Annotated in this window: 12 protein-coding genes and 1 pseudogene; 9 read left to right on the forward strand and 4 right to left on the reverse strand. The window is 69.7% G+C overall.

Annotated elements, in window-relative coordinates; translation table 11 throughout:
• From RMO85_RS10430 to RMO85_RS10440, 3 genes are all read left to right on the forward strand, one after another.
• A partial coding sequence (locus RMO85_RS10430; protein ID WP_310528662.1) for a bifunctional [glutamine synthetase] adenylyltransferase/[glutamine synthetase]-adenylyl-L-tyrosine phosphorylase occupies window positions 1–1,864 on the forward strand: 1,864 nt, incomplete at its 5' end.
• Between the two features lie 61 nt (window positions 1,865–1,925).
• Window positions 1,926–2,570, forward strand: coding sequence for a SatD family protein (locus RMO85_RS10435; protein WP_310528663.1), 645 nt, complete (start codon window positions 1,926–1,928; stop codon window positions 2,568–2,570).
• A complete protein-coding gene (locus tag RMO85_RS10440) occupies window positions 2,567–3,304 on the forward strand; it encodes a hypothetical protein (protein ID WP_310528664.1) in 738 nt (245 codons plus the stop codon). The genes RMO85_RS10435 and RMO85_RS10440 overlap by 4 nt, the downstream gene beginning before the upstream one ends.
• A gap of 4 nt (window positions 3,305–3,308) precedes the next feature.
• On the opposite strand, the gene RMO85_RS10445 is transcribed toward RMO85_RS10440, so the two are convergent.
• Together RMO85_RS10445 and RMO85_RS10450 are read right to left on the reverse strand one after the other, a co-directional pair.
• Window positions 3,309–5,333, reverse strand: a complete 2,025-nt coding sequence (locus tag RMO85_RS10445) for a PhoX family phosphatase (RefSeq protein ID WP_310528665.1) — start codon at window positions 5,331–5,333, stop codon at window positions 3,309–3,311.
• A 139-nt stretch (window positions 5,334–5,472) separates the two neighbouring features.
• Window positions 5,473–5,751, reverse strand: a complete 279-nt coding sequence (locus RMO85_RS10450) for an HU family DNA-binding protein (RefSeq protein WP_310528666.1) — start codon at window positions 5,749–5,751, stop codon at window positions 5,473–5,475.
• A gap of 193 nt (window positions 5,752–5,944) precedes the next feature.
• On the opposite strand from RMO85_RS10450, the gene thrS reads away from it, so the two are divergent.
• The 3 genes from thrS to RMO85_RS10465 all read left to right on the forward strand — a co-directional run bounded on the left by thrS (window position 5,945) and on the right by RMO85_RS10465 (window position 9,206).
• Complete coding sequence (gene thrS, locus RMO85_RS10455; protein ID WP_397203640.1) at window positions 5,945–7,969, forward strand: threonine--tRNA ligase; 2,025 nt, start codon at window positions 5,945–5,947, stop codon at window positions 7,967–7,969.
• Between the two features lie 52 nt (window positions 7,970–8,021).
• Complete coding sequence (locus RMO85_RS10460; RefSeq protein ID WP_397203644.1) at window positions 8,022–8,486, forward strand: HIT family protein; 465 nt, start codon at window positions 8,022–8,024, stop codon at window positions 8,484–8,486.
• Window positions 8,487–8,585: 99 nt separating this feature from the next.
• Window positions 8,586–9,206, forward strand: a complete 621-nt coding sequence (locus tag RMO85_RS10465; RefSeq protein ID WP_310528668.1) for an antibiotic biosynthesis monooxygenase — start codon at window positions 8,586–8,588, stop codon at window positions 9,204–9,206.
• Between the two features lie 64 nt (window positions 9,207–9,270).
• Here the strand turns inward: RMO85_RS10465 and RMO85_RS10470 are convergent, their stop codons facing one another.
• On the reverse strand, window positions 9,271–10,419 hold the full coding sequence (locus RMO85_RS10470) for a N(5)-(carboxyethyl)ornithine synthase (RefSeq protein WP_310528669.1): 1,149 nt from the start codon (window positions 10,417–10,419) through the stop codon (window positions 9,271–9,273).
• Complete coding sequence (locus tag RMO85_RS10475; RefSeq protein WP_310528670.1) at window positions 10,416–10,547, reverse strand: hypothetical protein; 132 nt, start codon at window positions 10,545–10,547, stop codon at window positions 10,416–10,418. Before RMO85_RS10475 ends, RMO85_RS10470 begins: the two co-directional genes overlap by 4 nt.
• Before the next feature lie 71 nt (window positions 10,548–10,618).
• On the opposite strand from RMO85_RS10475, the gene RMO85_RS10480 reads away from it, so the two are divergent.
• From RMO85_RS10480 to RMO85_RS10490, 3 genes and pseudogenes are all read left to right on the forward strand, one after another.
• Entirely contained in the window at window positions 10,619–11,374 is a 756-nt protein-coding gene (locus RMO85_RS10480) for an inositol monophosphatase (RefSeq protein ID WP_310528671.1), read from the forward strand.
• Between the two features lie 9 nt (window positions 11,375–11,383).
• Window positions 11,384–12,040, forward strand: coding sequence for a phosphatidylinositol phosphate synthase (gene pgsA, locus RMO85_RS10485; protein WP_310528672.1), 657 nt, complete (start codon window positions 11,384–11,386; stop codon window positions 12,038–12,040).
• A 9-nt stretch (window positions 12,041–12,049) separates the two neighbouring features.
• Window positions 12,050–12,403, forward strand: a pseudogene (locus RMO85_RS10490) (pyridoxal 5'-phosphate synthase lyase subunit PdxS); the annotation flags it as partial.

A 12,403-nucleotide genomic window follows, 5' to 3' on the forward strand; every position in this document is an offset into this window, starting at 1 on the left:
GGAGTTCGCCGTCCAGCTCCTGCAGCTGGTGCACGGGCGTGCCGATCCGTCGATCCGGTCGGCCACCACCCTGAGTGCGCTCGCCGCGCTCAGCAAGGGCGGTTACGTCGGGCGCGAGGACGGGGAGGCGCTGCACGACGCCTATGCGTTCCTACGCACGCTCGAGCACCGGATCCAGCTCTATCGGCTGCGGCGCACGCACGTCATCCCGGAGGACGAGGCGTCGCTGCGCCGCCTCGGTCGGTCGCTGGGGCTCTACTCCGAGCCCGTCGCGGAGCTCGACAAGAGGTGGAAGCACCACCGCCGCGAAGTGCGGCGGCTGCACGAGAAGATCTTCTACCGGCCCCTGCTCGCGGCCGTGGCCAAGCTCGCCGGGGACGACGCGCGGCTGTCGCTGGACGCCGCCGAGGCGCGGCTGGCGGCGCTCGGCTACGACGACCCCAAGGGGGCCTTGCGTCACCTCGAGGCGTTGACCAGCGGCGTGTCGCGCACCTCGGACATCCAGCGGACCCTGCTGCCGGTGATGCTGTCGTGGTTCGGCGACTCGCCCGATCCCGATGCCGGGCTGTTCGGTTTCCGACGGCTCAGCGAGAGCCTGGGTCGCTCGTCGTGGTACCTCAAGATGCTGCGCGACGAGGGCGAGGTGGCCCAGCGGCTCGCCTACCTGCTCGGCACGTCTCGCTACGCGACGGACCTCCTGGAGCGCGAGCCGCAGGGAGTGCGCATGCTCGGCGGCGACCTGTCTCCGTTGAGCGCCGAGGCCCTCACCAGCGAGATGACGTCCGTCGCCTCCCGACAGAGCGACCCGGTGGAGGCGGTGCGCGCGATCCGCGCCGTACGCCGCCGAGAGCTCCTGCGTATCGCGTGCGGCGACCTCGTGGCCGAGACCGACGTGGCGCTGGTCGGGGCCGGGCTCTCGCGCCTCACTGACGCGACCCTGGAAGCGACGCTGGCCGTGGCGATGGACGCCGTGCGCGTGAGCCGCGGCCTCGAGGCGGAGCCGAGCCGCATGGCCATCGTGGCGATGGGACGCTACGGCGGGTTCGAGCTGTCCTACGGCAGTGATGCCGACGTCATGTTCGTGCACGAGCCGGTGGACGGAGCCGAAGCGCCGGTCGCTGCGGCGTACGCGCAGGCGGTGGTGGGGGAGCTGCGGCGGCTGCTGTCGCTGCCCGCGACCGACCCGCCGCTGGTGGTGGACGCCGACCTGCGACCGGAGGGCAAACAGGGGCCGCTGGTCCGGACGCTGGCTTCCTATGCGGCCTACTACGCGAAGTGGTCGCACGTGTGGGAGTTCCAGGCCCTGCTGCGGGCCGACGCAGTGGTCGGCGACGCCTCGTTGCGGGAGCGGTTCACCGCCTTGATCGACCCGCTGCGGTTCCCCACCGCGGGGATCGCGCCCGACGACATCGTGGAGGTGCGGCGGATCAAGGCCCGTGTCGACGAGGAGCGGCTGCCGCGAGGCGCCGATCGCAACACGCACCTCAAACTCGGTCGTGGCGGCCTCGCCGACGTCGAGTGGACCGTCCAGCTCCTGCAGATGCGCCACGCCGGCGCCGTGCCCGAGCTCCGGACCACCCAGACCCTGGCGGCGCTCGACGCGGCGGTGGCCGCGGAGCTGATCGAGCGCGAGGACGCGGAGATCCTGGCCGCCGCCTGGCGGTTGGTGAGCCGGATGCGCAACGCGATCACGCTGGTGCGGGGCAAGCCGTCGGACCAGGTGCCCCGCGACGCCACCGAGCGCGCAGCCGTGGCGCGGGTGCTCGGCTACGTCGCCGGCGACTCGGACCGGATGGTCAACGACTACCTCCGCACCACCCGGCGAGCCCACGCAGTGGTGGAGAAGGTGTTCTGGAGAGAATGAAGAGTTAAACTTCATTTAGCATTCAGTGAAGTGATATTCTTCTTTCTTGTGAGGTGAAGCCATGACCGCAACCACCCTGATCGGAGACCTGATCGGGTCCCGGACCGCCGCCGACCGGCAGGCGTTGCACGCGCGCTTCGAGCGCGCGCTGGACCAGGTCAACGCCGCCTTCTCCCCGCCCACGCCGATGCGGATGCAGGTCGGGGACGAGTACCAGGGTGTCTTCGCGACCCTCGGTGACGCCCTGTCCGCGTCCTTGCTGGTCCGGCTCGCGCTACGCCCCGAGGGCGACATCCGGCACGGGATCGGTCGCGGTGACGTCGAGGTGCTGGGCACGTCGCCAAGGGTCGAGGACGGCCCGGGCTGGTGGGCCGCCAGGGCTGCGATCGAGCGGGTGGAGCAGGCGCAGGCCAGGGCCGCGACCCGCACCCTGAGGACGGCGTACGTCGCGGACGTCTCGGTGTCCGAGGAGGACCGGACCGCCCACGAGGCCCTCGTCAACGCCAGCCTGTTGCTGCGCGACGAGCTGGTCAGCGGCCTGTCGGCGCGGTCGTTGTCGGTGCTGCGTGGTCTGCTGGCGGGACAGACGCAGCGTGACCTGGCCGAGCAGCTGGGCATCAGTCCGTCAGCGGTCTCCCAGCGGGTGCGCGCCGACGGGCTCGGGACGATCCTGGCTGCGCACGAACTGATGGGAGAGCTGACATGAGCTGGCTCGCCGTGCTGCTGATCGGGCTGGCGCTGGCCGACCTGACCCACTCCGTGCGCCCGGTGCGCATCCTGCCCGAGTGCATCGGCGCGGTCGGCGCGGTCCTGGTCGGCCTCTGCGCCGGGCTGACCGAGTGGCGCGATCTCGTCGCTCTCGTCCTGATCGCGCTGGCCGTCCTCGCCTGGGGCCAGACCGTGACCAGCGGCTTCGCCGGCCGGATCCCAGCCTGGGTGCCGCTCGCCGTGCTGGCCATCCCGGTCGGGCTGGCGGTCGGCTTCGCCGGTCAGGCCGGTGCCGCGGACGGCCTGGTCGGGGACTGGCTGGGCGGCACGCCGATTCCCGTGCTCCAGGGCGTGGACGCCGATCGGGCCCTGGTGGTGGCCGGCGCCTTCGCCGTACAGCTCAGCACCGGGAACGTCGTGGTCCGCCTCGTGCTGGCAGCGACCGACACCGTCAACCCCGCGAGGCACGGTCAGGTGGACGACCCGGAGATGCAGCTCAAGGGTGGCCGGCTGCTCGGGCCGATGGAGCGGGTCTTCATCCTCGGGCTCGCACTCGCCGGCCAGGTGACGGCCGCCAGCATCGTGGTGGCCGCCAAGGGGCTGCTGCGATTCCCCGAGCTGTCGTCACGGCGTGACCAGGAGCGCATCCATCTGCTGACCGAATACTTCCTCGTGGGCAGCTTCGTCTCCTGGCTGGTCGCGCTGAGCTCGCTCGTGCTGCTCCATTCCTGACAGATCAGCCGAGAGTCACCTGCACGACCGCCGGACGTGGGCCGGCGAAGTCGCCGGGAGCCGCCGTGCTGCCGGCGGGGACGTAGTCGGGGAAGCGCGAGGTCTGCGCGGCCCAGGTGCCGTCCTCGCCCGGGTGCTGGACCGCGACGAAGACCGAGCCGTCCCGGTCGTGGATCACCGGACCGCAGGTCTCGGCCTCGGTCGGGACAGCGAGGAACTGCTGCACACGGCCGCGCTCGGGGCCCGCGACCGGCACCTTGAACAGTCCGTCGTTGAGGCCGATCGAGGAGGGTTGGCCGTCCGTGGAGACCCACAGGTTGCCGACGGAGTCGAAGGCGAGGTTGTCGGGGCACGAGATGGGCGAGACGGGGCCGTCCCAGCCGCCGAAGTAGGTGCCGGCGGTGGCGGCGTCGCCACAGATCAGGATCAGGGACCAGTCGAACGTCGAGGCGGTGTGGTCGCCTGCGGTCGGCCGGATCTCGACGACGTGCCCGTTCTTGTTGGCGTTGCGCGGGTTGGGCTCGGTCGGCCCCTCCTTGCCGACCTTGCCGCGGTCGGTGTTGTTGGTGCACGCGACGTAGATGTAGCCGTTGACGTAGTTGGGCTGCACGTCCTCGGGGCGGTCCATCTTGGTGGGCTGTATGGCGTCCGCGGCCAGCCGGGTGAGGACGAGCACCTGCTCGGTGGTGAAGCCGGGGACGACCGACTGGCCGTCCACCGTCAGCGGGATCCACTCGCCGGTGCCGTCGCTCACGCCGTCGTCGAGGCCGTCGCCGGTGAAGCGGGCCACGGACAGGTCGCCGTGGGAGAGCAACGTGAGGTTGTGCCGGCGGTCCTTCGACTTGGCGCCGGTGCGGTAGGCATCGCGCGAGACGAAGCGGTAGACGTAGTCGAAGCGCTCGTCGTCGCCCATGTAGGCGACGACCTTGCCGTCAGAGTTGATGATGACGTTGGCGCCCTCGTGCTTGAAGCGCCCCATCGCCGTGTGCTTGACCGGGGTGGACGCAGGGTCCTCCGGGTCGACCTCCACGATCCAGCCGAAACGATGCGGTTCGTTGGGGTTGGCGACCGCGTCCCACCGGGGGTCGACCGAGCGCCAGTTCCGGGAGTCGCCGCTGGCGGAGAGGCCGTAGCGCTTCTCGGTGGTGCTCGTGCCGGCGGCGAGGAAGTACTGGTTGAAGTTCTCCTCACCGGACAGGACGGTCCCCCAGGGGGTCGTGCCGCCCGAACAGTTGTTCATCGTGCCCAGCACGCGGCGGCCCGTCGGGTCGGCGGCGGTCCTGAGCAGGTCGGAGCCCGCGGCCGGCCCGTCGAAGGTGAACGGCGTGTCCAAGGTGATCCGCCGGTTGCGGCGGCCGTCGGGGACGTAGGTCCACGTCGCCCCCGCGGACCTGCGGCGGAGCTCGACGACGCTGAGGCCATGGGCCGCCCAGGCGGTCCGGATCAGCTCGGCACGGTCCAGATCGGGCGGGAACATGATGGCCTCGTTGGTGTACTCGTGGTTGGCCACGAGCAGGGCGCGGGTGCCCAAGCGGTCGGTGACGATGATGTCGAGGTAGTCGCAGTTGTAGCCGAACTGGCCGGCTTGCCTCGCGGAGGTCTGCGCGGTGGCGTCGAATGCCGGCGCGCCCGGCAGGATCGGGTCTCCCCACCGGATGATCGGGTCCCAGCGGTAGCCGGCGGGCACGGTGAAGGCGTCGACGTTCTTCGCCACCGGGGCGATGGGCGCGAAGTCGAGCGAGCCCCTGCTGGGCATGCCCGGCGTGCCTGCGCGCAGCGGGCTGCTGAACAGGGCGGCCGCCGGCTGGCTGGTCAGGGCAACACCGACCGTGCCGAGGGCAGCAGCACCGAGAACGCTGCGGCGCGACAGGGCGGTGGCCGCGATGTCGCGGAAGTAGCTGGTCCGGGTGGTGTTGGGGGCCTCGACGAAGCAGGCGTCGCCACACCGAAGGTGGCAGGTGACGGCGCTGCGGTTGCCGTGGACGAGATCTGCCATCGGGAGGGCTGGGCGCTGAGGGGTGAGAGTCATGCCCGCGAGTCAACAGCTCTCCGCCGACGCCCAGGTGGCGTCGAGGTGAACACCGATGTGACTCGTCGCGTCCTGCGACCAAATGCAGCGGACGGCGTGACCCCGAAGGGTCACGCCGTCCGGCGCGACGATGCGGTGATCAGCCCTTGTTGACGGCCGACTTGAAAGCGGCGCCGGCCTTGAAGGCGGGGGCGGTGCTCGCGGCGATCTCGAGGGACTCGCCGGTCTGCGGGTTGCGGCCGGTGCGCGCGTTGCGCTGGCGGGCCTCGAACGTGCCGAAGCCGGGCAGCGTGACCTTGTCGCCACCGGCGACGGCGCTGGTGATCGACGACAGAACGGCCTCGATGGCCTTGTCGGCCTGGGCGTTGGTCAGCTCGGCGTGCTGCGCGACGGCGTCGCGGAGGTCGGACTTGTTCACTGGTTCTCCTCAACAGTTCGTGGTTGTGACGGCTCAAGCCAACACCACGTCGCCCACATTGCCGAAAGCGGCCCCGTCCTGCGGGCGTTCGGCCGCATCGACCGGGCAGGCTTCGGACTGTCCGCAACCCGTCCACCGACGGCGGCCGATAGCATCGACCCCGTCCGTTCCACACCACCCAAGGAGCATCCCCGTGTCCGACATCAAGGTCGTCCGCATCCACGCTGGCCAGCGTGAGGAGCAGGACACCACGACGGGCACCAAGGCCTGGGAGCTCTTCAAGGAGGACGCCGACGTCGTTGCCGCCCGGGTCTCGACGGGCTCGACCAGCGACAAGCACCTCAAGGACCTCGCCTACGTGCTCCAGGACGGCGACGAGGTCGAGGGCGTCGACATCGCCAGCAACGACGGCCGCGACATCCTGCGCCACTCGACCGCGCACGTGATGGCCCAGGCCGTGCAGCAGATCTGGCCCGCGGCCAAGCTCGGCATCGGCCCGCCGATCGAGAACGGCTTCTACTACGACTTCGACGTCGAGACCCCGTTCGTGCCCGAGGACCTGGTCAAGATCGAGTCCGCGATGCGCAAGATCATCAAGGAGAACCAGCGCTTCGAGCGCCGGGTCACCACCGATGCCGACGCCGTCAACGAGCTCCGCGACGAGCCCTACAAGCTCGAGCTGATCGGCCTCAAGGGCGGCGCGGGTGCTGCCGACACCGAGGGTGCCAGCGTCGAGGTCGCCAGTGACGCCGGCGCCGAGCTGACCATCTACGACAACATCGGCCGCAGCGGCGAGGCCAAGTGGTCCGACCTGTGCCGTGGTCCGCACCTCCCGACGACCAAGCGGATCCCCGCCTTCAAGCTGATGCGGACCGCTGCGGCGTACTGGCGCGGCGACGAGAAGAACAAACAGCTCCAGCGCATCTACGGCACCGCCTGGGAGACCAAGGAGGCGCTCGACGAGCACCTGCACCGGATCGAGGAGGCCGAGCGTCGCGACCACCGCAAGCTCGGTCGTGACCTCGACCTGTTCAGCTTCCCCGACGAGATCGGCTCCGGTCTGCCGGTCTTCCACCCCAAGGGTGGCGTGATCAAGCGCGAGATGGAGGACTACGTCCGGCAGCGCCACATCGAGGAGGGCTTCGAGTACGTCGGCACCCCGCACATCGCCAAGGAGGGGCTCTTCCACACCTCCGGCCACCTGCCCTACTACGGCGAAGCGATGTTCCCCGCGCTCGACGTGGACGGCATGGACTATCGCCTCAAGGCGATGAACTGCCCGATGCACAACCTGATCTACCGCTCCCGGCAGCGCTCCTACCGCGAGCTGCCGCTCCGGTTGTTCGAGTTCGGTTCCGTCTACCGCCACGAGAAGTCCGGCGTCGTGCACGGGCTCACCCGCGTCCGCGGGTTTGCCCAGGATGACTCGCACTCCTATGTCACCCCCGAACAGGCGCCGGGTGAGATCCAGCACCTGCTCGACTTCTGCCTGGGCCTGTTCCGGGACTTCGGGCTCGACGACTTCTACCTCGAGCTGTCCACCCGCGAGACCGAGGGCGACAAGAAGGACAAGTTCATCGGCTCCGACGACCAGTGGGAGCTCGCGACCGAGGTCCTGCGCGACGTCGCCACCGAGTCCGGGCTCGAGCTCGTTCCTGACCCGGGCGGGGCTGCCTACTACGGCCCGAAGATCTCGGTGCAGGCCCGGGACGCGATCGGCCGAACCTGGCAGATGTCGACCATCCAGTACGACTTCAACCAGCCCTCGCCCGAACGCTTCAACCTCGAGTACGTCGCTGCCGACGGCTCGCGCCAGCAGCCGGTGATGATCCACTCGGCCAAGTTCGGCTCGATCGAACGGTTCATCGGGGTGCTCGTCGAGCACTACGCCGGAGCCTTCCCGCCCTGGCTCGCACCGGTGCAGGTCCAGGCGATCCCGATCGCGGAGAAGCACAACGACTACCTCTTCGACGTGGCGCGCCAGATGAAGCTCGCCGGGCTGCGGGTCGAGGTCGATGCCTCGGACGACCGGATGCAGAAGAAGATCCGCAACGCCCAGCTGCAGAAGGTGCCCTTCATGATGATCGCCGGCGACGACGACATCGAGAAGGGTGCCGTGTCGTTCCGCTACCGCGACGGCCGCCAGGACAACGGCGTGCCGCTGGCGGAGGCGATCGAGCGGGTCCAGCAGGCGGTCGCGACGCGCGAGCAGGTCTGATCGCGTCGTGAGCGATCCCGACGGGCTGGCGCGGCTGTGGACGCCGTACCGGATGGCCTATGTCCGCTCGGACACCACGGCCGACGGGTGTCCGTTCTGCCAGATCCCGCACGGAGACGACGTGACCAACCTCGTGGTGGCGCGGGGCGTGACGGCCTACGTCGTGCTCAACCTGCACCCCTACAACCCAGGCCACCTGATGGTGCTGCCGTATCGCCATGTCGCCGAACTCGAGGACCTCACGCCCGGGGAGTCGGGCGAGCTGATGGCGCTGACCCAGCAGGCGATCCGGGTGATCCGCACGGTCAGCAGCCCGCACGCGTTCAACATCGGCGTCAATCTCGGCGGAGCGGCCGGTGGGTCGTTGGCGGACCACCTGCACCAGCACGTCGTCCCGCGCTGGTCCGGGGACGCCAACTTCATCACCGTGATCGGGGACACCAAGATCCTGCCGCAGCTGCTGGAGGACACCCGGGCCCTGCTCGCGGACGCCTGGCCCGCCGGACCTGCGACGTAGCGGACGCGCGGCCTTGCGCCGGTGGGCCACCGGGAGGAGATTGGACTCCGATCGGTGGCGCCACCGGGGTGCCACCCGAAGATGAGGAGGTGCGCTGTGATGCATGCACGCTCCACGTCGATCGCCGGAGATCCCATCCAGATCGACGCGTGCATCCGCTACGTGCGAGACGACGTCATGCCGGAAGTCACGGCCATGGACGGCTGCTTGGGGCTGTCCCTGTTGGCCAACCGGGACACCGGTCGTGTCATTGCGACCACGTCCTGGTCGTCCGAGGACGCCATGCAGGCCACGGACGGCGTGGTGAGTCCGATGCGGGACCGGGCCTGCGAGATCATGGGTGGCGAGGCCACCGTTGATGAGTGGGAGATCGCGGTCATGCACCGCGAGCACGATGCCCGGGAGGGGTCGTGGTGCCGTGTCACGTGGCTCCGCTGCGAGCCTGCGGACGTCGAGTCGACCATCGACTTCTTCAAGGACTTCGTGATGGCGAGCATGGAAGGCATGGAAGGCTTCTGCAGCGCGAGCCTGATGGTCGACCGAGCCACCGGGCAGTGCTGCGGCACGTCGAGGTTCGAGACGCGGGCGGACCTGGAAGCCACCCGCGACATGGCCCGAGGGCTTCGCGAACGGCGCAGTCGGCTGCGCGGTGTGGAGTTCACCGACATCGATGAGTGTGAGGTTGCGATCGCTCACCTTCGGGTCCCTGAACTGGTCTGAAGGAGCAGGCACGAGTGCCGCCGATCGGGCGTGGCCCGACCGGCGGCTGTGGCCAGGTGCGGAGTCAGCCCAGGGCGAGCGGGTGCGGGTGCGCCCCGGCGCGACCCTGGAACGCCAGGATCTCGGGGTTGCGGATCCGGCCGTCGTGGATCTCGATGGCCCGGCTGATGGTCTCGTCATCGGACCAGGCGTCGGGTCCCGAGAGCACCGTCTCGATGAACGGCATCAGCGCCTCGCTGTTCTCCCAGGTCGCGGAGTTCCAGAGGTAGGACGGGCTGTGGTCGACCGCGTAGTAGTTGACGTGGTCGCCGACGGTGAACATCGGGTCCTCGAACGTCGTCGGCGTGGCCCATTCGAACCCCATGGCCTCGTCGCAGGAGACGTCGACGATCAGGCTGCCGGGACGGAAGGCGCCGAGGTCGGCGCTGCGCAGGTAGGTGAGCGGCGCGGCGGTGTCCTGCAGCGTGCAGTTGACGATGATGTCGTTCTCCGCGAGGTAGGGCGCGAGCGGGACCCGGCCACGGTCGGTGATCACGTGACTGACGCTCGGGTCCTCCGGGTCGTGGTCGAACTGGCGGATCCGCACGGAGTGGATGGGGGAGCCGACGGCCGCGACGCCACGCGTCGTGAGCACCGCAACCTCGTTGACTCCGTGCGCCTTCAGTGCGGTGACCGCGCCGCGGGCGGTCGCGCCGAAGCCGATGACCACCGCGCTCAGCCGACGGCCGTAGTCGCCGGTGACACCGACGAGCTCCATCGCCTGGAGCACGGAGCAGTAGCCCGCGAGCTCGTTGTTCTTGTGGAAGACGTGAAGCCCGACGTAGCCGTCCGCGGTCCAGTGGTTCATGGCCTCGAACGCGATGAGCGTCAGCTCGCGATCGATCGCGAGCTGCGTCATCGTCGGGTCCTGCACGCAGTGCGGCCAGCCCCAGAGCACCTGGCCGGAGTGCATGGACGCGACGTCCTCGTGCTGGGGCTTCGGCAGCACCACCACGTCGGAGCCGGTGATGATCTGCTCGCGGGTCGCGAAGCCGGCCACGTGCTGGGCCAGCTCGGCATCGCTACGGCCGAACCGTTCGCCGTACCCGTGCTCGAGGGTGGTCCGGGCCGCGATGCGCGGGTCGAGACGGGTCAGGTGATCGGGGTGGAGAGGGAGACGGTGCTCGTTCTCCTTGGTCGACGTGCCGACGATGCCGAGACTGAGGAGCGTCACTTCTTCTTGCTGCCCAGGCTTTCCGTGGCGGCGCTGCCGCCGGTCGCCTTCGCGTGCTTGTCCGCGCGCTTCTCCTTGATGGACTTGGACTTCTTGGTCATGCCTTGCCGTGGCGACTTGTCGGCCATCGGGGCTCCCTTGTTGGAAGCCTGGATGGCTCCGTGTGGTCACAGTACGCCGCCCCGGTAGCCTGCCCGACGTGGATGACGCGCAGCTGGCCACCCTGCTCGTGCGGGAGGCCGGCACCCTCGCCGCGGCGATGCGAGACGAGGGCCTCGACGCCGAGACCAAGACCCACGTCTCCGACGTCGTCACGGCTGCCGACCACGCCGCCGAGGCCCAGGTGGTGGCGACGCTGCGCCGCGAGCGCCCCGACGACTCGATCGTGGGGGAGGAGGGTGCCGACCACGAGGGCACCAGCGGCCGGACCTGGGTGATCGACCCGGTCGACGGCACCTACAACTTCCACCGTGGCCTCGACTGGTGGTGCAGCGCGCTGGCCCTGGTCGACGGCGACGACCTGGTCCTGGGGGCGGTGCACCAGCCCGCGACGGGGGACAGCTATCTCGGCGGGCCGTCCCTGGGGGGCACCCGCAACCGGGAGCCGCTCGCGCGGCTGACGGATCGCTCGCTGCGCGAGTCGTGTGCGACGACCTACCTCCATCCGCCGTTCTACGACGGCGAGATCGGCGAGGCCTTCGTCCGCGCGGTCTCGGGCGTCGCGACGTTGCGGATGATGGGCTCCGGCACCATGGACGCGGTCGCGATCGCGCGTGGCCAGTGCGACGTGCTCTTCCAGCACTCGGTGCCCGACTGGGACCGGTTGCCCGGCGCCGCGATCATCCGTGGTGTCGGGGGGGAGTCCCGGGTCGTGCACGTGGCCGGAGTCAACTGGCACGTGGCCGGGGTGCCCACGGCGGTCGCCGAGATCTGCCACCGCCTCACCGACGGGTAGCCTGCGCCCGTGCCCGAAGGAAATCTGTTGAGCAAGTCCGTCCTTGACCGCTTCAAGGGCTTCTGGCAGGGCGTGGTGCTGCAGCCCTTCGTCAAGCTCTTCATCAGGCTCGGCATCAGCCCCGACGCGGTCACCCTCGTCGGCACGATCGGCGTGTCCGCCGGGGCGCTGATCTTCTTCCCACAGGGGATGTTGTGGCAGGGCGTGGCGTTCATCACCGCCTTCGTGTTCAGCGACCTGATCGACGGCCAGATGGCGCGCACGATGGGTCGCAAGGACACCTTCGGCGCCTTCCTCGACTCCACCCTCGACCGGATCGCCGACGGCGCGATCTTCGCCGGGCTGGCCCTCTACTTCGCGTGGGAGGCCGAGGACGGGCTCTACCTCTGCCTGGCCCTGGTCTGCCTGGTGATGGGCTCGGTCACGTCGTACGCCCGCAGCCGCGGCGAGGGCCTCGGCTTCAACGCCAAGACCGGCATCGCCGAGCGCGCCGATCGCCTCGTGGCGATCCTGGTGATGACGTTCCTCGGTGACGTGCTCGACCTGCCGATCCTCTACGAGGCCGCCCTGTGGCTGCTCGCCGTGGCCAGCACCGTGACGGTGCTCCAGCGCATCCTGCTCGTTCGGCGGCAGGCCCTTGCGGCCGTCGCTTCCGAGGGGTCATAGAATCGGGCCATGCCTGAGCAGACCCCCACCACCCCCGAATCCACCCCTTCGACCGGCACCTCGCGCGTGAAGCGCGGCATGGCCGAAATGCTCAAGGGCGGCGTGATCATGGATGTCGTCACCGCCGAGCAGGCGAAGATCGCCGAGGACGCCGGCGCCGTCGCCGTGATGGCCCTTGAGCGGGTGCCTGCCGACATCCGCGCCCAAGGCGGCGTCAGCCGGATGAGTGACCCGGACATGATCGACTCCATCATCGACACCGTGTCGATCCCGGTGATGGCCAAGGCCCGCATCGGTCACTTCGTGGAGGAGCAGGTCCTGCAGTCCCTCGGTGTCGACTACGTCGTCGAGTCCGAGGTGCTG

Origin of the sequence: Nocardioides sp. (assembly GCF_031422975.1) — a bacterium.
GTDB lineage: Bacteria > Actinomycetota > Actinomycetes > Propionibacteriales > Nocardioidaceae > Nocardioides.